This is a genomic window from Streptomyces sp. L-9-10, from assembly GCF_004151105.1.
In the GTDB taxonomy this organism is placed as follows: Bacteria; Actinomycetota; Actinomycetes; order Streptomycetales; family Streptomycetaceae; genus Streptomyces.
The window spans coordinates 226,941-245,743 of the sequence record NZ_PHRF01000162.1 but is presented as its reverse complement, the minus strand read 5'-3'; the positions used below and the strand labels follow the sequence as shown (position 1 = coordinate 245,743).

The window sequence follows — 18,803 nt, the reverse complement described above, 5'->3', positions numbered from 1 at the left end:
CGGGTGGCGGCCGGGTGATGGCCGGGCGGTGCGGGTGGCGGCGGTCAGTTCCAGTCGGTGAAGGACGCGTAGCCCGTCGCGTCCGCCATCTGTTCGGCGACGCCTTCGAGGTCCTCGGGCAGCAGGCTCCAGACGATCAGGTCGGTGCGGATGTCGGTCCAGCCGCCGTCCTCGGTCTGGGTGCGCGCTATCCAGGCGTTGCGCAGGACGCCCTCGCTGATACAGCCGATCTTCTGCGCGACCTGCTGGGAGGCGGTGTTGCCGGCGGGGGTGCGCACCTCGATGCGTTCGAACTTCTGGTCGCGGAAGAGCCACTGGGCGACCGCGAGCACCGATTCGGTGGCGTATCCCTCACCTCGCGCCCAGGGCGCGGTCACATAGGCGGCCTCGGTGGCGAGTGCGTGCCAGTTGGTGTTCCGCAGCCGTACGACGCCGACGAGCCGCTGGGTGAGGAACTCGGTGACGGCGAACGCGATCCCGCGCCCTTCCAGGCGTTCGGCGGGGGCGATCCCGCCGATCCACTTCTCGGCGTCTCTTCTCGTATACGGATGGGGGACGGAGGTCCAGGCCGTGACCATCTCGTCATTCATCATCTCGATGTGTGCCGGGATGTCCGCCGGCTCGAAGGGGCGCAGCACCAACCGCTCCGTGCTGATGGAAACGTCCGGAAAGGTGGTAGTCATGCACAGCTCCATGCCTCAGTCCGTCGTAAATGCACAGCATGCAGCATCGGGTGGAGGATGCGCATGGCCGGGTCCGTACGGATGCGGAAGCCCCGTACACGACGGGCGTGTACGGGGCTCTCGCCGACAAGAACGTTACTGCGGTGACTACTTGACCGCACCGAAAGCGGGCACGATCGAGCCCTGGTAGGTGTCCTCGATGTACTTCTTCACCTCGGGCGAGTTCAGGAGCTTCGCGAGCTTCTCCACCCGCGGGTCCTTCTCGTTGCCGCGCTTGACGGCGAGGAAGTTGGCGTACGGGTTGCCGTCGGGCTTCTCCAGGGCCAGCGCGTCCTCGGCGGGCTTGAGGTCGGCCTCGATGGCGTAGTTGCCGTTGATGACGGCGGCGTCGACATCGTTCAGGGCGCGGGGCAGCGTGGCGGCCTCCAGCTCCTTGAACTTCAGGCCCTTGGCGTCCTTGACGTCGGCGAGGTTGGCGTCGGTGCCCGCGCCGTCCTTCAGCGTGATCAGGCCGTTGTCCGCGAGCAGCTTGAGCGCGCGGCCCTCGTTGGTGGTGTCGTTGGGGAGGGCGACGCTCTGGCCGGACTTCAGCTCCTTGAGGTCCTTGACCTTCTTGGAGTAGAGGCCGAGGGGCTCCAGCTCGACATTGACGACGGGCACGATGTCGGTGCCCTTCTTCTTGTTGAAGTCGTCCAGATAGGGCTTGTGCTGGAAGAAGTTGGCGTCGACCTCGCCGCTCTGGGTGGCGGTGTTCGGCAGGACGTAGTCCGTGAACTCCTTGACCTCCAGCTTGAGGCCCTCCTTGTCCGCCAGGTTCTTCTTGACGAAGTTCAGGATGTCGGCGTGCGGCGTCGGGGACGCGGCGACGACGAGCGGCTCGGAGCTGTCGGCGGAGGCTCCGGCGGCGGACGAGGCGCCCGGGTCGGAGGAGGTGCCGCAGGCGCTGAGGGCGAGAGCGGCGGTGGCGGCGGCTGCCGCGCTGAACTTGATGGTGGTACGCACGAAGAGTGCCTCTTTCCGGTGATGCGGGTGACGTGGCCCGGACAAGGAGTGCGGGCCGGAGGGTGGAATCGGGTCAGGTGGCGGTACGGCCGCGGCGGGCCAGCAGCCGTACGACGCCGTCCCCGAGCAGCTGGACCACGGTGACGATCGCGATCAGGAGGACGACCGTGGCGATCATGAAGCCGTTCTCGAAGCGCTGGAATCCATAGGTGACGGCCTTGGATCCGAGCCCCTCACCGCCGACCGCCCCGGCCATGGCGGAGTAGCCGATGAGCACGATGACGGTGGTGGTGACGGCGGACACCAGCGACGGCAGGGCCTGCGGCAGCAGCACCTTGCGGACGATGGTGGGGATCGAGCCGCCCATCGCCTGGACGGCCTCGACCAGTCCGTGGTCGACCTCGCGGATCGCCGTCTCGACGAGCCGCGCGAAGAACGGGATGGCGCCGATCGCCAGCGGCACGATCATCGCGGTGGGGCCGATGAAGGTGCCGACGATCAGGGTGGTGAACGGGATCAGCGCGATCAGCAGGATCATGAACGGCAGCGAGCGGCCGATGTTCACGATCACTCCGACGGCCTTGTTGACCGCGGCGTTCCGGAGCAGTCCGCCCTTGTCGGTGAGGACCAGCAGGATGCCGAGGGGCAGTCCGCCGGCGAGGGTGACGAGCGCGGACCACAGCACCATATAGAGGGTGTCGATGGTCCCCTGGGACAGCAGCGGCTGCATCTCCGACCAGGTCATTTGGCATCTTCCTTCACCGGTGCGGGGCTCTGCGCGGGGACGGTGGCCGCGGCGGAACGTGTGTCTGTGGCTGCGTCGGCGCCTGCGTCTGCGTCTGCGTCGTCCACGATCTCGGCCTGGAGTCCCTGCTCTCGCAGGAAGCCGATCGGTACGACGTTGTCCTCGTAGGCGCCGGGCAGTTCGATCCGCATCCGGCCGATCTGCCGGCCCCCGACGGTGTCCATCGCGGCACCCAGGATCGATATGTCGATGTTGTAGGTCCTGGCGAGCTGCGAGATCACCGGCTGGGTGGCCGCGGCGCCGTGGAAGGTGACGTCGAGGACCGTACGGCCGGGGCCCGTGGCCGTGCCGCCCACCGGGAACAGCTCCTGCGCCAGCTGCGAGCCGGGGGTGGCGAGCAGTTCGCCGACCGTGCCCGACTCGACGATCCGGCCCTCGCGCATCAGCGCCGCCGAGTCACAGATCGTCTTCACGACCTCCATCTCGTGCGTGATGAGCAGCACCGTCAGACCGAGCTGCCGGTTGAGGTCGCGCAGCAACTGGAGGATCGAGCGGGTGGTCTCCGGGTCCAGGGCGCTCGTCGCCTCGTCCGAGAGCAGCACCTTGGGGTTGCCCGCCAGCGCGCGGGCGATACCGACCCGCTGCTTCTGGCCGCCGGAGAGCTGGGCCGGATACGCCTTGGCCTTGTCGCCGAGACCGACCAGATCCAGCAGTTCCAGGGCGCGGCGCGTACGTTCCCGGCCCGCCACGCCGAGGATCTCCAGCGGCAGTTCGACGTTGTCCCTGACCGTGCGGGAGGACAGCAGGTTGAAGTGCTGGAAGACCATGCCGATCGAACTGCGCGCCCGGCGCAGATCCTTGCCTGCCCGCCGCCCGCGGCCGGCGAGTGCGGTGAGGTCCTGGCCGTCGACGGTGACCGTGCCGGCGGTGGGGCGTTCGAGGAGATTGACGCAGCGGATGAGCGAGGACTTCCCGGCGCCGCTCTGTCCCACGACTCCGAAGACCTCGCCCTCGCGGACATGCAGGTCGACGCCGTCGAGTGCGGTGACGTCGCGGCCGTGCGACTGGGCGGACCGGTAGATCTTCGTCAGGCCCGTAGTGGTGATCACAGGGGTTTCCATCACTGTCGAGTGCGCGGCGAGGAGTCCGCCGGGCACGGGGCATTCGTCATTCCGACATGGCGCGCTGACGCGGTGGGTGACCGGGAGGCGGCGCACGCGGGGGCGGGCACGATGCGCCGGCGGATCTTCGGGCCATGGCTCTCATGGCCTTCACAGGTCCGGACGCGGCTCGGCCGTCGGGTCTCGCTTCGGGGCGCGAGGCTCAGGCAGGGGCCCTCAGCCGGCGCACATTCGACACAGACAACGAGCACCGGGCGTGTGGTTCGCCTCGGTCGCGGGGACGCGGTAGCTCGTTGTGGTCATGTCGTCAGTAAAACAGACGTGCCTTCGGACCTCCGGGAGTTGTCCGTATAGCGGACAGTGCCGTCGCAGCATACGGACACGCCGTCGAGGTCCACGAGGCTGCGCGGAGTCGGTCACGGCCGGTCCCTATACCCACCGTACCCGCCGTGACCTGCACGGATGCCCCGGAGTGGAGAACGAAGGCAGCAGCCGGGTACCGGCCGGAGCGGTCGCCCTCTGTGGCCAAGGCCACCGTCCCCGGGGCGGTGCCCACCGCCCCGGGGACCGCCCGCGCGGGGCGGTGGCGCCGGCCCCACGGGGGCGGGCGCGGCGGGTCTTTCGCCCCGTAATACGCTCGGCCCATGCTTGTCGCCCTGACGGTCGCGGTCTCCGTGACCGCGCTCGCCCTCGCCGCCTGGTGCGGCTTCGCCGCCTACCGCGACCAGCCCACCAAGGACTGGCACTTCATCGGCATGGCCGTGGTGTCGGTGCTCGCGCTGGCGCAGCTCGTCGTCGGGATCGTCCAGCTGGCGCGCGGCGAGCAGGCCGACGAGGGCTCGGTGATCTTCGTCTCGTATCTGCTGGGCGCGCTGTTCGCGGTGCCCGCGGCCGGGTTCCTGTCGCTGAGCGAGCGGACCCGCTGGGGCTCGGTCACGGTCGCCGCCGGAGCGGTCGTCCTGGCCGTGCTGGAAGTACGGCTGCATGACATCTGGGAAGGCTGACGACATGACCACCGAAGGCGCCGACGGGGCTCCGGTCAGGCTGGTCCGGGGGCCCGGACTGCTGCTGGTCTGGCTGTACGGCGTGATGTCGGTCGGCGCGGTCTCCCGGTCCGCCTACCAGATCGCCACGGAATTCGACCGCGCGCCGCTGGCCTACGCGCTCTCCAGTGTCGCCGCCGTGGTCTACGCGTTCATCACCTACACGCTCGTACGCGGCGGGGAGACGGCGCGGAAGGCCGCTCTGATCTGCTGCGCCGCGGAGCTGGTGGGCGTACTGACCGTGGGGACGTGGACGCTGGCCGATCCGTCGGCCTTCCCGGACGCCACCGTCTGGTCGGACTACGGGATGGGCTATCTCTTCATTCCGGTGCTGCTGCCGGTCACCGGCATTCTGTGGCTGCGCACGTCCCGCCGCCAGGCGACCGCGCCGCCGCCCGCGCCGGGCGACCGAGCGGCGGAACACCGTCCCGGGTGATCGAGAAGCGGAACCCCCTTCGTACCCCTGAGGCCGTGCCACTGGAGTCGTGCCGCCGGGGATTCCGCCCTCACGTCAGGCGCTGGCGGCGTACGCCCCCACGGCCGCGGCTTCCTTCGCGGCGTCCTTCTCCAGGGTGACGAGCCTCAGGCGCGGACCCGCCTGCTCCGTCGACACCGGGGCGTAGCCACGGCTGCGGTAGAGCCGCAGATTGCCTTCGCTGCGGTGGCCGGTGAAGAGCTGGAAGCGCTGGGCGGCCGGCTGGGCCGCGAAGTGCGTCTCGATGGCGTCGAGCAGCCGTCCGCCGAGGCCGTGGCGCCGCATCCGGGGATGGACGATGAGCTTGGCTATCCGTGCGGTGCCCGTCGCGTCGATACTGCCGCGCACCGACGCCACCACTTCGTCGCCGAGCCTGGCCACCAGGCCGTGGCCCTCGGCGAGTTCGGCCCTCAGGTCGTCGAGCGTCTGGGTCAGGGGCTCGATGGTGTAGTCGCCGTACAGCTCGGCCTCGTTCTGGTAGCACAGGTACTGCAGCTTCAGGATCTGTTCAGCGTCCTGCGCTCTCGCCGCTGAGATGGTCACGCTCATGCCCATGTGTGCATGCCTCCCGCTCACTTGGTCCGCCGGTGGTCTACCGCTCCTTTCCCCCGAGTTCAGGAGCCGCAACCTCGGCGGCCAGCATTCTGCGCAGGCATCCCAGGCATCTGGAACGTAACGGTCCCAAACTGCCCTGTGACATACCCAACTCCCCCGCGATCTCGCGGTAGGTGAGATCCTCCGGCGACAGCATCGCGGTCAGGACCAGCGGACAGCGGCCGGGCGTACGGCCGATCGCCGCGTGGAGCGTCTGCCTCCGGTCGGTGCGCAGCGCGGCACCCTCGGGGTCGGACTCGGGTCCTGCGGCGGGTTCGTTGCGGTACGGGAGTTCGCGGACGGCGGTGCGCCGGGCTCGGCGGGCCTCCGCCCGTACGACGTCCCGTACCCAGCGCGCGGTGTCGCCGGGCCAGGGCTCGCCGGACGGCCGCTCCAGCAGCCGTACCCAGGTGGCCTGTTCGAGATCTCCCGGCTCGGCCCCGGCGCCCGGCGCCTCCGCCGCCGCCTCCGCGCGCACCAGCGGAAGCAGCGCGTGGACGAGAGCTGACGACCGCGCGGACTCCGACAGCCGTACGGACTCCGACGAGCGCGTGCCCGCCGGCGGGTACGTGCCCGCCGGCGGGCGGTGCGCCACGGGCAGGGGCGGTCGGGGAGCGGGGAGGGGCCGGGCGGCCCGGACTGACGTCATGCCCGCCGTGACGTCCGTGCGACGGCGGGCGGTTGCTCCCCGGCCGGGCGGTCACCCGACCGGGGCACGCGCGGTCAGCGGCTGACGAAGTCCGCCCGCGCCAGCAGACCGGTGTCCGGGTTGTCGGTGAAGATGCCGTCGATGCCCTGCTCGAAGTAGGCCCGGAACGCGCCGAAGGCGTCGCCGTACGCGTTCGGGTCCGTACCGCGCCGGAAGTCGGCCGGCAGGAAGGAGTTCTCGTCGCGCAGCGTGTACGGGTGGAGGATCAGCCCCTTGGCGTGCGCGTCCCGTACGAGCGTGGTGGGCGTGCCCAGCTTGCCCGCGGCGTCCTTCGGGATGATCAGGTCGAGCGTCGGGCCGATGCCCTGCGCGAAGGACGCGATCCACTTCAGGCCCTCGGGCTTGACCAGATCGGCGACGGTACGCGGGTCGTTCGCGACCTTGAAGTCCCACGGGCGGGTGCCGGCGGCGTCGAGCAGGACGACGCGCGGCGAGGAGACCAGCTTCGCCATCCGCTGCATGCTGCTCGGCTCGAAGGACTGGAGGAATATGGCGGAGTCCTTGCGGTCGCGCCCGTAGCGGCGCAGCAGCTTCGCGAGGGGCTCCTCCAGGCCGAGGCCGAGACCGCGGAAGTAGGTGGGGTGCTTGGTCTCGGTGTACAGCCAGATCTTGCGGCCGAGGCGGCGGCCCTGCTCGTCCGCCCAGCGCAGCACCTCCTCGAAGGTGGGGATCTCCCAGCGGCCGTCGTAGAGGGTGTTGCGCTGCCGGACGCCGGGGATGCGCTCCTTGGCGCGCAGCGTCTTCAGCTCGGCGAGCGTGAAGTCCTCGGTGAACCAGCCGGTGAGGCTGACGCCGTCGACGCTCTTGGTGGTCTTGCGGCCCGCGAACTCCGGGTGGTCCGCGACATCGGTCGTGGCCGTGATGTCGTTCTCGTGACGGCACACCAGATGGCCGTCCTTGGTGGGCACCAGGTCCTGCTCGATCACATGCGCGCCGAGGTCGAGGGCGAGCTGGTACGAGCCGAGGGTGTGCTCGGGACGGTAGCCGCTGGCGCCGCGGTGGCCGATGATCGTGGGTACGGGCAGGGCCGGCCTCGCCGGTCCGTGGCCGCCTCGTCCGCGTTCGGCGGCTTGCTCGGCCGCCTGCGCCGAGGCGGGCAGCGCCACGGCCGCCGAGCCGAGCACCGCCGCTCCCAGTACGGTCCGCCGTCCGGGCGTATTCCGCGCACCCTGTGTCATGAACGCTCCTCGATGTGATGTCCCGCACCTGTCAACGACTGCCAAACGAGGGCCGAGCGTAGGCGGCCTCGCCTTCCGTACGGGAGACCCTGGGCGAACGTGGCGAAAACTCACGTCAACAGCGCGTATCGGGTCGGTGAACCCGATGTGCGCTCGTGTGGAGTTGCGAGTACCGTCCTCACCTGCAGAGATTTACTCGGCCGTCCAACAACATCGCACGACACCGGAGGACCCGTTGTCCCGCTTCGCGCTCATCAAGGCAGCGCTCGGACCGATCATGCGCCTGATGTTCCGCACCCGTGTGGAAGGCGCCGAGAACATTCCGGGGAGCGGGCCGGTGATCCTCGCAGGCAACCATCTCACCTTCATCGACTCGATGATCCTGCCGCTGGTCTGCGACCGTCAGGTCTTCTTCATCGGCAAGGACGAGTACGTCACGGGCAAGGGCCTCAAGGGCCGGCTGATGGCCTGGTTCTTCACCGGTGTGGGCATGATCCCGGTGGACCGCGACGGCGGCCGGGGCGGGGTGGCGGCGCTGATGACGGGCCGTCGGATCCTGGAGGGGGGCAATATCTTCGGTATCTACCCGGAGGGCACCCGCTCCCCCGACGGCCGGCTGTACCGGGGCCGTACGGGCATCGCGCGGCTGACGCTGATGACGGGCGCCCCGGTGGTGCCCTTCGCGATGATCGGTACGGACAAGCTCCAGCCGAACGGCTCGGGCATGCCCAGGACGGGCAAGGTGACCGTGCGCTTCGGCAAGCCGATGGAGTTCTCGCGGTACGAGGGCATGGACCGCGACCGCTATGTGCTGCGGGCGGTGACGGACTCGGTGATGACCGAGGTCATGGGGCTGTCGGGGCAGGAGTACGTGGACATGTACGCCACGAAGGCGAAGGCGGCGTAACCCGCCGGGCGCGGCGGGAGAGCTCTCCCGCCGCGCCCGACACCCCGACACCCCGTCAGCGCTCCGCGTCTTCGCGGTGACCTCGCTGGTGCTCCACGCCTTCCTCCAGCTTCTGGCCGCGCAGCAGGAACCAGGCCGCCACCGACGTGGCCAGCAGCACCACCGCGCCCGCCCCCGCCGCGAAGCGCAGGCCGTCCACGAACGCCTCCTGCGCCGCCGCCACCAGCGCCGCGCCGGAGTGCCCGGGGAGTCCGGCGGCCGCCTCGACGGCGCCGCCCAGGGACTCGTGCGCGGCCGAGGCCGCGTCGGCCGGGATACCTGACGGAGTGGGGAAGCCCCGGTAGACGCCGGTGACGATCGAGCCGAGCACCGCGATGCCGAGCGCCGCGCCCAGTTCGTACGCCGTCTCCGACACGGCGGAGGCGGAACCGGCGTGCTCCTTGGGGACGCTGGAGAGGATGACATCGGCGGTGACGGTGAACGAGAAGCCCGCGCCTACGCCGACGACCAGCAGGACGGCGCCGAGGAGCGGATAGCCGGTGGACTGGCTGATCGTGACCAGCGCGGCGAGGGACAGCCCGATCGCCGCGAGCCCGCCGGCCACCACGGACCGTACGGAGTAACGGCGTGCGACGTTCCCCGCGAGGAGTCCGGCCACCACCGCGCCGACGGCGGCGGGCAGTTCGGCGAGCCCCGCCTCCAGCGGCCGGCGGCCCTGCACGAGCTGGAGATACTGCGACAGGAAGAAGACCAGCCCGGAGAGGCCGAGGATGGTCAGCAGGTCGGCCAGTACCGCGCCGGAGAAGCCCCGGTGGTGGAAGAGCCGTATGTCGAGCAGCGGGGCGGGCAGCGTGAGCTGGCGCCGTACGAACCAGTAGAGCGCGCCCGCGCCCAGCAGGCCCACGACGAGGACGTTCCAGCCGGGCCCGTGCGCCGCCCCTTCCTTGATCGCGTAGACCACGCCGACGATGCCGACCAGCGAGAGCAGCACGCTGGTCAGGTCCCAGGGACCCGGCGCGGGGTTCTTCGACTCGGGCAGCGTCTTGATGCCGACGATCACCAGGACGGCCATCACGGGCAGGTTGATCAGGAAGACCGAGCCCCACCAGAAGTGCTCCAGCAGGAAGCCGCCGACGACCGGACCGACCGCCGCGCCCGCCGAGGCCATCGCGCCCCAGATACCGATGGCGAGGCTGCGTTCCTTGGGGTCGTGGAAGATGTTGCGGATCAGGGCGAGGGTGGCGGGCATCAGCGTCGCGCCCGCGACACCCAGCAGGGCCCTGGCCACGATCATCATTTCGGGGGTGGTCGCGTAGGCGTTGAGTACGGAGACCCCGCCGAACGCGACCGCGCCCGTCAGCAGCAGCTTCTTGCGGCCGATCCGGTCGCCGAGGCTGCCCATGGAGACCAGCAGACCGGCGATGACGAAGGAGTAGATGTCGCCGATCCAGAGGAGCTGGGTACCGGTCGGCTTCAGGTCCTCGCTGAGGAACGGGGTGGCGAGGCCCAGTACGGTGGCGTCGACGGCCACCAGGAGCACGGCCAGGACGAGCACGGAGAGCGCGATCCAGCGGCCGGGACGGGGCGTCTGATCGCTCTCCGTCACGGTGAGATGGCTGCTGGTCATGACGTCACACTCCGTCGCGCTCCGCCGAGCAGCAACTCGGCGATCATGTACTGGAAATCCTTGGGTGCGGCCCGGCCGTCGTGCACGGTCCAGGCACCGGCGCTGATCAGTCCGTAGAAGGCGTCCGTCAGCCAGGCGTGGCTGAGGTCGATCCGGAACGCGCCCTCCTCCTGCCCGCGCCGGAACACGGCGGAGATCCGGGCGTCGGCGCGGTTCCAGCCGTCATAGACGTCGCCCTCGAAGAGCTGGTTCTCGGTGAGAAGGAAGGCGAGCAGTCCGGCGGAGGGCTCGACGCAGGCGATGAGCCGGCGCAGCGCCTCGTCCGCCGGGCCCTCGTCGAGCCGGGCGCCGTCGAGGGCCGTCTCCAGTTCCCTGAGGCCCAGCTCCTCCAGCGCCTTGATCAGCGCGTCGCGCCCGGCGAAGTGCCGGTGCAGGGTGGCTCGGCCTATCCCCACGGAGCGGGCGACCTCGTCCATGGTGGCGGTTGCCCTGCGCGTGAGAAGGGCGGCAGCGGTGCGCAGCACCTGTTCACGATCGACCGTCATGAGACGACCATAACCCATATGAGACATGAATGTCTCATTCGATACAGCGCTGAACCACTGCCAGGACGCCCCGGGGGCACTACCCAGAGGGAGAGAACCCGCGTATGAAGTCGCGTATGGACTCGCGTGAGCGCTCGCGTACGAAACCGCTGCTGCTGATCGATGTCGACGGTCCGCTGAACCCGTATCTCGCCCTCACGGCCGAGCGGGCGCCGGAGGGATACACCCGGCACTGGATGCGGCCCTCGGGCTGGCCCGAGGACCAGCCGCTGGCCGTGCTGCTCAACCCGGAGCACGGGGCGGAGCTGCTGGCGCTCGCCGACCGGTACGAGCTGGTCTGGGCCACCACGTGGGAGGACGACGCCAACGCGTGGATCGGGCCGGTCCTCGGGCTGCCGGAGCTGCCGTACGTCGAGTGGTCCGGCCCGGAACGCAGGGGCGCCCCTCTCGGAACCTTCTGGAAGACGCCGTACGTACTGGAGTACGCGGCAGGACGGCCCTTCGCCTGGGTCGACGACGAGATCACCTCGTACGACCGCGCGTGGGCGGACCAACGCCACCTCGCCGCCGCCCTGTTGCTGTGTGTCGATCCCGGGATCGGGCTGACCCGTCCGGACTTCGACACGCTCGCGGAGTGGGCGGCGGCGTTGTAGTGGCTGGTGGCCCGCGGCACGTGGCCGGCGGCCGGGGAGGTTCCGGAGGAGCCGGTTACTTCTTGGCGTCGGCCCAGGCGTGCTGTATCACCAGATCGGCCTTGACCTCGGAGAGCTGGACGGCGACGGCCGACGGGGCCGTGCCGCCCCGGCCGTTGCGGGAGGCCAGCGAGCCCGCCACATCGAGCACCGTCCGCACGTCGGGGGTGAGGTGCTCGGAGATCTTCGCGAACTGCTCGTCCGTCAGCTCGGCCAGCTCGATACCGAGCGTCTCGCACTCCTTGACGCACTCCCCCGCGACCTCGTGCGCCACCCGGAACGGCACGCCCTGCCTGACCAGCCACTCGGCGATGTCCGTGGCGAGCGAGAAGCCGGCCGGTGCCAGCTCCGCCATCCGCTCCCGGTTGACGGTGAGCGTCGCCATCATGCCGGTGAAGGCGGGCAGCAGGACCTCCAGCTGGTCGCAGGAGTCGAAGACCGGCTCCTTGTCCTCCTGGAGATCGCGGTTGTACGCGAGCGGCAGCGCCTTCAGCGTGGCCAGCAGCCCGGTCAGATTGCCGATCAGCCGGCCGGACTTGCCCCGCGCCAGCTCGGCGATGTCCGGGTTCTTCTTCTGCGGCATGATCGAGGAGCCGGTGGAGAAGGCGTCGTGGAGGGTGACGAAGGAGAACTCCTTCGTGTTCCAGAGAATGATCTCCTCGGCGATCCGCGACAGGTTGACGCCGATCATCGCGGTGACGAAGGCGAACTCCGCGACGAAGTCACGGGAGGCCGTGCCGTCGATGGAGTTCCCCACCGAGCCGCGCTCGAAGCCGAGATCGGCGGCGACCGCCTCGGGATCGAGCCCGAGCGAGGACCCCGCCAGCGCGCCGGAGCCGTACGGGGAGACCGCCGTGCGCTTGTCCCACTGCCGCAGCCGCTCCGCGTCCCGCGACAGCGACTGCGCGTGCGCCAGCACATGGTGGGCGAAGAGGACGGGCTGGGCGTGCTGGAGATGCGTACGGCCGGGCATCGCCACGTCCGGGTGCGCTTCGGCGAGACCGACCAGCGCGTCCTGGAGGTCCGCGATCAGTGCGCCGATGATCCGGGCGTGGTCGCGGAGGTACATCCGGAAGAGCGTGGCGATCTGGTCGTTACGGGACCGCCCGGCGCGCAGCTTGCCGCCAAGGTCGGCGCCGAGCCGCTCCAGCAGCCCGCGCTCCAGCGCGGTGTGGACGTCCTCGTCGGCGACGGTGCCGGTGAACGAGCCGTCGGCGACATCGGCCTCCAGCCGGTCCAGACCGGCCAGCATGCGGGTCAGCTCATCGGCGGTGAGCAGCCCGGCCTTGTGCAGCACACGGGCGTGGGCGCGGGAGCCGGCGATGTCGTACGGCGCGAGCCGCCAGTCGAAGTGGACGGACGCGGACAGGGCTGCCAGCGCTTCCGACGGCCCGTCGGCGAACCGGCCGCCCCAGAGCCGGACATCACCGTTGCTGCTGCTCACTGCTGCTCCTCAGAAGGGATCGGGAAGTGCGACCGCCTCCCCGCCGCGGAGGAACGGGGAGGCGGACTGTCAAACGGCTCGGATCAGGCGAGGTCACGCCGGGCGGCGATCTTCGACGAGAGGCCGAAGATCTCGATGAAGCCCTGCGCCTTGGACTGGTCGAAGGTGTCGCCCGAGTCGTAGGTGGCGAGGTTGAAGTCGTACAGCGACTCGTCCGACTTACGGCCGGTGACGACGGCCCGGCCGCCGTGCAGGGTCATCCGGATGTCGCCGGTGACGTGCTGGTTGGCCTCGTTGATGAAGCCGTCCAGGGCGCGCTTGAGCGGGGAGAACCACAGGCCGTCGTAGACGATCTCGCCCCAGCGCTGCTCGACCTGCCGCTTGTAGCGGGCCAGCTCGCGCTCGACGGTGACGTTCTCCAGCTCCTGGTGGGCGGTGATCAGCGCGATGGCGCCGGGGGCCTCGTAGATCTCGCGGGACTTGATGCCGACGAGCCGGTCCTCGACCATGTCGATCCGGCCGATGCCCTGGGCGCCCGCCCGCTCGTTGAGCTGCTGGATCGCCTGGAGGACGGTGACGGGCTTGCCGTCGATGGCGACGGGCACGCCCTCCTTGAAGGAGATGATGACCTCGTCGGCCTCACGGGGCGTGGCCGGGTTGGAGGTGTACTCGTACACGTCCTCGATCGGGCCGTTCCAGATGTCCTCCAGGAAGCCCGTCTCGACGGCGCGTCCGAAGACGTTCTGGTCGATGGAGTACGGGGACTTCTTGGTGGTCGCGATCGGGAGGTTCTTCTCCTCGCAGAAGGCGATCGCCTTGTCACGGGTCATCGCGTAGTCGCGGACCGGGGCGATGCACTTCAGGTCCGGGCCGAGCGCGGTGATACCGGCCTCGAACCGCACCTGGTCGTTGCCCTTGCCCGTGCAGCCGTGGGCGACGATGCCGGCGCCGTGCTTCTTCGCGGCGGCGACGAGGTGCTTGACGATCGTCGGCCGGGAGAGTGCGGAGACCAGCGGGTAGCGGTCCATGTAGAGGGCGTTGGCCTTGATCGCCGGGAGGCAGTACTCCTCGGCGAACTCGTCCTTCGCGTCCGCGACCTCGGCTTCGACGGCACCGCAGGCGAGCGCGCGCTTGCGGATGACGTCCAGGTCCTCGCCGCCCTGGCCGACGTCCACGGCAACGGCGATGACCTCGGCGCCCGTCTCCTCGGCGATCCAGCCGATGGCGACGGAGGTGTCCAGGCCGCCCGAGTAGGCGAGTACGACGCGCTCGGTCACGGGTTTCTCCTTACGGTGCATTCACTGACAGGTATAACTATGCGATGCACCGTATTGTTTTGTCAATGTGCTCCCCCGCGGACCTCCGCGGCGAGCAGGAGGGCATGGCTGTACCGGGTGTCCTTGGTGGCCGTGAGCAGGGTGAGGGTGTCCTCGGCGGCCAGTTCACGCAGCCGGGCGAGGGCCCGCTCGGGGCCGGGTCCGGCGAGTTCGGCGGCGTACCGGCCGGCGAACTCCCCGAAGCGCTCCGGATCGTGTCCGTACCACTTCCGCAGCTCCGCCGTGGGCGCGGCGTCCTTCAGCCACTCGTCCAGTGCGGCCTCGCTCTTTGCCAGTCCGCGCGGCCAGAGCCGGTCCACCAGTACCCGGATCCCGTCACCGGGCTCCGGCGCTTCGTACACCCGGCGCACGCGTACCTCGTGCCCGGCGGTGCCGTGCTTGGTCTTCCGCCCTGTCGTCATCGTTCCATCGTGTGGCCGTCCGGGCCGTCCCACCCGTTGGAAACGGCCTTCCCTCCCGGCCCCCGGCGCCGATAATCCAGCACATGGGTAAGCGCTACGAACGGATCGACGGCAGGATCAGGACCTTCATCGAGGAACAGCCCGTCTTCTTCACCGCCACCGCGCCGCTCGCGGCCGACGGGCATGTCAATCTCTCGCCCAAGGGGCGGGCCGGGACCCTCGTCGTGATCGACGAGCTGACCCTCGCCTATCTGGACTTCGGCGGCAGCGGCGCCGAGACCATCGCGCATCTGCGGGAGAACGGCCGCATCACGCTGATGTGGTGCGCGTTCACCGGACCGCCCAAGGTACTGCGGGTGCACGGACGCGGGGAGCCGGTCTTCCGGGACGACCCGCGCTGGAGCGAGTACATCCGCCTCTTCGCGGACGCCGACGGGCCCGGTGCCCGCGCGATCATCGTGATCCACGCCGAGCGCGTCAGTGACGCCTGCGGTTTCGCCGTCCCCTTCATGGACTACCGGGAGGAGCGCACCCAGCACGCCGAGCACTTCGGCCGGAAGACGGACGAGGAGTTCGCCGCGTACTGCGCGAAGAAGGACCACGTCGGAGTGAGCGTGGACGGACTGCCGGCGCTGCCGCTGCCACTCCCGGCACGCGCGGACTGATGGTCGGTCGGACACGCAGACGGGCAGACGGACGGACGGGCAGACGGAACGACCGTTCGACGGCGGCGTCGGTGCGCCGTTCGGAGCAGCGGAGAGGCCGGATCCAGCCCCCGCGGCGTACGGTCCGGGCATGCGCATCGCTCTCGTGCTCGGTTCCGTCCTGCTCACCGTCGCCTCGCTCACGGCCGCGTCCCCCGGGACGCCCTCCGCCGAGGTGCCGCTTCCCGAGCGCATGGCGGACACCGGCGGCGGCAGCCAGCTGATCACCGCCGAGGCCCCGGAGCGCGGGGCGACCACCGGCCGGGTGACCTGGTGGGACCGGCGCGGCACACGGTGGGTGGCGGCCGGTTCCGTCAAGGCGCGCTTCGGGGCGGGCGGGCTGACCGAGGGCCGGTCGCGCACGCAGGGCACCTCGACCACCCCGACCGGGCTGTACGACCTGCCGTACGCGTTCGGCCTCGCGCCCGCGCCGGACGGGACGCGCGTTGGCTACCGCCCGGTGACGAAGGAGTCCTGGTGGTGCCAGGACAATGAGTCGCGCGCGTACAACCGCTGGGTGGAGGGGCTGCCGTCGGACTGCCGGGCGACGGAGTCCGAGCGGCTGGCCGACTACCCCTCCCAGTACCGCCTCGCTCTGGTGATCGGCTTCAACTACGACCAGCCGGTGCGCGGCCGGGGCGCCGGGATCTTCCTGCACGTCAACGGCGAGGGCGCGACCGCCGGCTGTGTCTCCGTACCGTCCGGCGCGATGAGCGCCGTCCTGGCCTGGGCCGATCCCGGCCGCCGTCCGCATATCGCGATCGGCACGGCCTCGGGACCGACGGCGATCACCTCCGTGAGGGCCGCCGAGAGCGCCTCCTGACCGGCCCCGGCAGCTGCCCCCGGCAGTTCTGCCGGCCTTCCGTTGAACCCTCCGCCGCTCACATCCGTATCGCCGGGCACGGAGGCAACGGAGGAGCAGTCCTGTGGCGATGTTGCACAACGGCCGGGCCGCCAGACGGCAGACCCTGCGCGCGATCCGCCCGCGGCGGTCGGGCGCGCTGCCCGTGCTGGCGGTCTGCTGGGCGGGGGCGGCGGCCGTCCTGGCGCTGTGGTGGCAGAACACCCCGGTCGTCCATCTCGACGCGGCGGAGTGGCTGACCGGAGCGGGCCGGCTGACCGGGCTGCTCGGCGGATACGCGATCGCGATCGTGGTGCTGCTGATGGCCCGGATCCCCGCGCTGGAGCGGCGGGTGGGCTCCGACCGGGTGACGCGCTGGCACGCGAGGGCCGGACGGTACGCGGTCGGGCTGGTGCTCGCCCATGTCCTGCTGACCGTCTGGGGGTACGCGGTCCGGGCCGGCACCGGATTCGTGGAGCAGGGCGTCGATGTCGTCCTCGGCTACCCGAGGATGGCCGAGGCGGCGATCGGGACCGTGGTCTTCCTGGTGATCGGCGGCGTCTCGGCGGGGGCGGTGCGCCGCCGGGTGCGCTACGAGACCTGGTACTACCTCCATCTGCTCACCTACGTCGCCGTCTATCTGACGTTCTGGCATCAGCTCGCCACCGGGGCCGAGTTCGTCGGGAACCCGACGGCCCGCACCGTCTGGTACGTGCTGTACGGCACGGCGGGCGCGCTGCTGGTCCGGTACCGCGTACTGGCCCCGGTCCAGCTCAACCGGCGGCACCGGATGCGGGTCGAGAAGACCGTGTACGAGTCGCCCGGCGTGGTCTCCGTACTGATCACCGGCCGACGGCTGCACCGGCTCGGTGCCCAGCCCGGCCAGTTCTTCCGCTGGCGGTTCCTCACGGACGGGCTGCGCTGGAGCTCCAATCCGTACTCCCTGTCGGCGGCGCCCCGGCCCGATCTGCTGCGCATCACCGTCAAGGCGAACGGCGGGCACAGCGCGGCCCTGGCCCGGCTGGAGCCGGGCACCCGGGTCTGGGCGGAGGGCCCGTACGGCGCCCTGACGGCGGCCCGGCGCAGCAGGGAGAAGGTGCTGATGATCGCGGGCGGCGCCGGGATCACCCCGATGCGGGCGCTGTTCGAGACGCTGCCCGGTGGGCCCGGTGATCTGACGCTGCTCTACCGGGCGGGCAAGACCGAGGACCTGGCGCTCTGGGCGGAGCTGCGGGAGATCGCGTCGGCGCGCGGCGCCCGGCTGCTGTACGCGGTCAACGGGCCGGACGGTGTCCGGCCGGAGATCACCCCGCGGCGGCTGCGGGAGCTGCTGCCGGACATCGAGGACCACGATGTCTATCTCTGCGGGCCGGCCGGGCTCGCACGTCAGTCGTACGAGGCACTGCGCGAGGCGGGCGTGCCCACCCGTCGTATCCATCACGAGTCCTTCGAAATGTGAGGCAGCCGATGAAACCGATGGCCACGCGGCATCCGCTCCGGCGGACCATGATCGGTGTCGCCGCGACCGTGTCGGGCGTTGTCCTGCTGCTGGCCCTGAAGCAGCCCGGCGGGTCGCCGGTGGCGGCGGGCGCGGGGGCAGGAGCGGGCGCGGCGGGGGCGGGCACCGGGGTGTCCGCCACGGCGGGCGCCTCCGGCCCCGGGGGCGGGGAGTCCGCCGCCGGGGGCTCGCGGGCCGTGGTCGGGGATGCCGTGGACACCCAGTACGGGCCCGTCCAGGTCCGGATCACCCTGGACGGTTCCACGATCACCGGCGCCGAGGCGGTCCAGGCTCCCGGCGCCGACGCGCGCAGCCAGTCGGTCACCGCCGACGCCGTCCCCCGGCTCAACCAGGCGGCCGTCACCGCCCAGAACGCGCGGATCGACGCCGTCTCCGGAGCCAGCTACACCAGCCGGGGTTACCGGGACTCCCTACAGAGCGCGCTCGACAAGGCGGGTGTCTGATGGCGCACGACACCGCCCGGCTGCGCCATGTCGAGGAGTCGATGGGCACGGTCTTCTCGTTCGACATCCGCGGGGTACGGGACGAGCCCCGGGTCCGCGCGGGACTGCACGCGGCCGTGGCGTCGCTGCACCGCGCCGACGAACTCTTCTCGGCCTTCCGGCCCGACAGCCAGATCCTGCGCCTGGGCAGGGGAGAGCTGGCCCTGTCCGCGTGCGCGCGCGAGGTCGTCGAGGTCCTGGAGCTGTGCGCGGCGGCGGAGCGGGAGAGCGCGGGCTGGTTCACCTCCCGCTACGCGGGCGGCCTCGATCCGACGGGGCTGGTGAAGGGGTGGGCGGTGGAGCGCGCGGTACGGATGATCGCCTCGTCCGGGGCCGGTTCGGTGTGTCTCAACGGCGGTGGCGACATCCAACTGCTCGGCGGACCCTGGCGGGTGGGGATCTCCGACCCGCTGCGCCCCGGCGGGCTGGCCACGGTGATCGAGTCCGGGGAGGGGCTGGGCGTGGCCACCTCGGGGCCCGCCGAGCGCGGCTGCCATGTCATCGATCCGTACACGGGCCGGCCGCCGGTCGGCGGGCTCGCCTCGGTCACCGTGGTCTGCCCGGAGGGGCTGACCACGGCCGACACCCGCGCCACGGCCGCGTACGCGATGGGCGAGCGGGCGCGCGGCTGGCTGGAGGCGCTGCCGGGCGCCGAGGGCTTCGCCGTCATGCCCGACGGCCGTACGTGGACGACGAGCGGCTTCCACCGCTATGTCGCCAAGGTCAGCGCCTGAACGGAACCGGATCCACGGCC

The 18,803-nt window shown here is 70.8% G+C and carries 21 protein-coding genes; 9 read left to right on the top strand and 12 right to left on the bottom strand.

The genetic code is table 11. The features are described 5' to 3' along the window. Window positions 1-44 precede the first annotated feature (44 nt). The 4 genes from CU044_RS34575 to CU044_RS34560 all read right to left on the bottom strand — a co-directional run bounded on the left by CU044_RS34575 (window position 45) and on the right by CU044_RS34560 (window position 3,539). The gene (locus CU044_RS34575) at window positions 45-683 is read right to left on the bottom strand and encodes a GNAT family N-acetyltransferase (protein ID WP_129772693.1); all 639 of its coding nucleotides are present in this window, start codon (window positions 681-683) and stop codon (window positions 45-47) included. Window positions 684-830: 147 nt separating this feature from the next. After that, entirely contained in the window at window positions 831-1,685 is an 855-nt protein-coding gene (locus CU044_RS34570) for a MetQ/NlpA family ABC transporter substrate-binding protein (RefSeq protein ID WP_129772692.1), read from the bottom strand. Window positions 1,686-1,758: 73 nt separating this feature from the next. Further along, complete coding sequence (locus CU044_RS34565; RefSeq protein ID WP_129772691.1) at window positions 1,759-2,430, bottom strand: methionine ABC transporter permease; 672 nt, start codon at window positions 2,428-2,430, stop codon at window positions 1,759-1,761. Further along, window positions 2,427-3,539: an ATP-binding cassette domain-containing protein gene (locus CU044_RS34560; protein WP_129772690.1), complete on the bottom strand. Its 1,113-nt coding sequence runs from the start codon at window positions 3,537-3,539 to the stop codon at window positions 2,427-2,429. The genes CU044_RS34565 and CU044_RS34560 overlap by 4 nt, the downstream gene beginning before the upstream one ends. A 656-nt stretch (window positions 3,540-4,195) precedes the next feature. On the opposite strand from CU044_RS34560, the gene CU044_RS34555 reads away from it, so the two are divergent. After that, a complete protein-coding gene (locus tag CU044_RS34555; RefSeq protein ID WP_129772689.1) occupies window positions 4,196-4,555 on the top strand; it encodes a hypothetical protein in 360 nt (119 codons plus the stop codon). 4 nt (window positions 4,556-4,559) lie between these two features. Beyond that, window positions 4,560-5,030 (top strand): hypothetical protein, encoded by a 471-nt coding sequence (locus CU044_RS34550; protein WP_129772688.1) that lies wholly within the window; start codon window positions 4,560-4,562, stop codon window positions 5,028-5,030. A 75-nt stretch (window positions 5,031-5,105) separates the two neighbouring features. Here CU044_RS34550 and CU044_RS34545 read toward each other — a convergent pair whose 3' ends face one another. The 3 genes from CU044_RS34545 to CU044_RS34535 all read right to left on the bottom strand — a co-directional run bounded on the left by CU044_RS34545 (window position 5,106) and on the right by CU044_RS34535 (window position 7,550). Beyond that, window positions 5,106-5,624, bottom strand: a complete 519-nt coding sequence (locus CU044_RS34545; RefSeq protein ID WP_129772687.1) for a GNAT family N-acetyltransferase — start codon at window positions 5,622-5,624, stop codon at window positions 5,106-5,108. Between the two features lie 37 nt (window positions 5,625-5,661). Beyond that, window positions 5,662-6,192 carry a sigma-70 family RNA polymerase sigma factor gene (locus CU044_RS34540; protein ID WP_129772848.1) on the bottom strand — a complete coding sequence of 177 codons (531 nt, stop codon included), beginning with the start codon at window positions 6,190-6,192 and terminating at the stop codon, window positions 5,662-5,664. A 194-nt stretch (window positions 6,193-6,386) separates the two neighbouring features. Then, entirely contained in the window at window positions 6,387-7,550 is a 1,164-nt protein-coding gene (locus CU044_RS34535; RefSeq protein ID WP_129772686.1) for a glycerophosphodiester phosphodiesterase, read from the bottom strand. A gap of 277 nt (window positions 7,551-7,827) precedes the next feature. Between CU044_RS34535 and CU044_RS34530 the strand changes: the two genes are divergently transcribed. Beyond that, on the top strand, window positions 7,828-8,457 hold the full coding sequence (locus CU044_RS34530; RefSeq protein ID WP_240046022.1) for a lysophospholipid acyltransferase family protein: 630 nt from the start codon (window positions 7,828-7,830) through the stop codon (window positions 8,455-8,457). Between the two features lie 55 nt (window positions 8,458-8,512). On the opposite strand, the gene CU044_RS34525 is transcribed toward CU044_RS34530, so the two are convergent. Both CU044_RS34525 and CU044_RS34520 read right to left on the bottom strand, forming a co-directional pair. Beyond that, window positions 8,513-10,084 (bottom strand): MFS transporter, encoded by a 1,572-nt coding sequence (locus CU044_RS34525; RefSeq protein ID WP_129772684.1) that lies wholly within the window; start codon window positions 10,082-10,084, stop codon window positions 8,513-8,515. After that, window positions 10,081-10,629 carry a helix-turn-helix domain-containing protein gene (locus CU044_RS34520; RefSeq protein ID WP_129772683.1) on the bottom strand — a complete coding sequence of 183 codons (549 nt, stop codon included), beginning with the start codon at window positions 10,627-10,629 and terminating at the stop codon, window positions 10,081-10,083. The genes CU044_RS34525 and CU044_RS34520 overlap by 4 nt, the downstream gene beginning before the upstream one ends. Before the next feature lie 116 nt (window positions 10,630-10,745). Between CU044_RS34520 and CU044_RS34515 the strand changes: the two genes are divergently transcribed. Then, on the top strand, window positions 10,746-11,282 hold the full coding sequence (locus CU044_RS34515) for a hypothetical protein (RefSeq protein ID WP_129772682.1): 537 nt from the start codon (window positions 10,746-10,748) through the stop codon (window positions 11,280-11,282). Window positions 11,283-11,337: 55 nt separating this feature from the next. Here the strand turns inward: CU044_RS34515 and argH are convergent, their stop codons facing one another. The 3 genes from argH to CU044_RS34500 form a co-directional block, all read right to left on the bottom strand. Beyond that, entirely contained in the window at window positions 11,338-12,765 is a 1,428-nt protein-coding gene (gene argH, locus CU044_RS34510; RefSeq protein WP_129772681.1) for an argininosuccinate lyase, read from the bottom strand. 83 nt (window positions 12,766-12,848) lie between these two features. Beyond that, window positions 12,849-14,042: an argininosuccinate synthase gene (locus CU044_RS34505; RefSeq protein WP_129772680.1), complete on the bottom strand. Its 1,194-nt coding sequence runs from the start codon at window positions 14,040-14,042 to the stop codon at window positions 12,849-12,851. 62 nt (window positions 14,043-14,104) lie between these two features. Continuing rightward, entirely contained in the window at window positions 14,105-14,503 is a 399-nt protein-coding gene (locus CU044_RS34500; RefSeq protein ID WP_129772679.1) for a DUF488 family protein, read from the bottom strand. 83 nt (window positions 14,504-14,586) lie between these two features. On the opposite strand from CU044_RS34500, the gene CU044_RS34495 reads away from it, so the two are divergent. The 5 genes from CU044_RS34495 (at window position 14,587) to CU044_RS34475 (ending at window position 18,783) form a co-directional block, all read left to right on the top strand. Next, window positions 14,587-15,168, top strand: coding sequence for a pyridoxamine 5'-phosphate oxidase family protein (locus CU044_RS34495; RefSeq protein WP_129772678.1), 582 nt, complete (start codon window positions 14,587-14,589; stop codon window positions 15,166-15,168). 130 nt (window positions 15,169-15,298) lie between these two features. After that, the gene (locus CU044_RS34490; RefSeq protein WP_129772677.1) at window positions 15,299-16,030 is read left to right on the top strand and encodes a L,D-transpeptidase family protein; all 732 of its coding nucleotides are present in this window, start codon (window positions 15,299-15,301) and stop codon (window positions 16,028-16,030) included. A 109-nt stretch (window positions 16,031-16,139) separates the two neighbouring features. Further along, on the top strand, window positions 16,140-17,507 hold the full coding sequence (locus tag CU044_RS34485) for a ferric reductase-like transmembrane domain-containing protein (RefSeq protein ID WP_129772847.1): 1,368 nt from the start codon (window positions 16,140-16,142) through the stop codon (window positions 17,505-17,507). A 17-nt stretch (window positions 17,508-17,524) separates the two neighbouring features. Then, window positions 17,525-18,010: an FMN-binding protein gene (locus CU044_RS34480; RefSeq protein WP_240046008.1), complete on the top strand. Its 486-nt coding sequence runs from the start codon at window positions 17,525-17,527 to the stop codon at window positions 18,008-18,010. After that, complete coding sequence (locus CU044_RS34475) at window positions 18,010-18,783, top strand: FAD:protein FMN transferase (protein WP_240046007.1); 774 nt, start codon at window positions 18,010-18,012, stop codon at window positions 18,781-18,783. The genes CU044_RS34480 and CU044_RS34475 overlap by 1 nt, the downstream gene beginning before the upstream one ends. Window positions 18,784-18,803: the final 20 nt, after the last annotated feature.

Bases quoted from the DNA above. Each gene is read 5' to 3' on its own strand.
- CU044_RS34575 (WP_129772693.1), bottom strand. From the start codon at position 683: ATGACTACCACCTTTCCGGACGTTTCCATCAGCACGGAGCGGTTGGTG.
- CU044_RS34565 (WP_129772691.1), bottom strand. From the start codon at position 2,430: ATGACCTGGTCGGAGATGCAGCCGCTGCTGTCCCAGGGGACCATCGAC.
- CU044_RS34555 (WP_129772689.1), top strand. From the start codon at position 4,196: ATGCTTGTCGCCCTGACGGTCGCGGTCTCCGTGACCGCGCTCGCCCTC.
- CU044_RS34550 (WP_129772688.1), top strand. From the start codon at position 4,560: ATGACCACCGAAGGCGCCGACGGGGCTCCGGTCAGGCTGGTCCGGGGG.
- CU044_RS34545 (WP_129772687.1), bottom strand. From the start codon at position 5,624: ATGGGCATGAGCGTGACCATCTCAGCGGCGAGAGCGCAGGACGCTGAA.
- CU044_RS34535 (WP_129772686.1), bottom strand. From the start codon at position 7,550: ATGACACAGGGTGCGCGGAATACGCCCGGACGGCGGACCGTACTGGGA.
- CU044_RS34530 (WP_240046022.1), top strand. From the start codon at position 7,828: ATGCGCCTGATGTTCCGCACCCGTGTGGAAGGCGCCGAGAACATTCCG.
- CU044_RS34525 (WP_129772684.1), bottom strand. From the start codon at position 10,084: ATGACCAGCAGCCATCTCACCGTGACGGAGAGCGATCAGACGCCCCGT.
- CU044_RS34520 (WP_129772683.1), bottom strand. From the start codon at position 10,629: ATGACGGTCGATCGTGAACAGGTGCTGCGCACCGCTGCCGCCCTTCTC.
- CU044_RS34515 (WP_129772682.1), top strand. From the start codon at position 10,746: ATGGACTCGCGTGAGCGCTCGCGTACGAAACCGCTGCTGCTGATCGAT.
- CU044_RS34500 (WP_129772679.1), bottom strand. From the start codon at position 14,503: ATGACGACAGGGCGGAAGACCAAGCACGGCACCGCCGGGCACGAGGTA.
- CU044_RS34495 (WP_129772678.1), top strand. From the start codon at position 14,587: ATGGGTAAGCGCTACGAACGGATCGACGGCAGGATCAGGACCTTCATC.
- CU044_RS34490 (WP_129772677.1), top strand. From the start codon at position 15,299: ATGCGCATCGCTCTCGTGCTCGGTTCCGTCCTGCTCACCGTCGCCTCG.
- CU044_RS34485 (WP_129772847.1), top strand. From the start codon at position 16,140: ATGTTGCACAACGGCCGGGCCGCCAGACGGCAGACCCTGCGCGCGATC.
- CU044_RS34480 (WP_240046008.1), top strand. From the start codon at position 17,525: ATGGCCACGCGGCATCCGCTCCGGCGGACCATGATCGGTGTCGCCGCG.
- CU044_RS34475 (WP_240046007.1), top strand. From the start codon at position 18,010: ATGGCGCACGACACCGCCCGGCTGCGCCATGTCGAGGAGTCGATGGGC.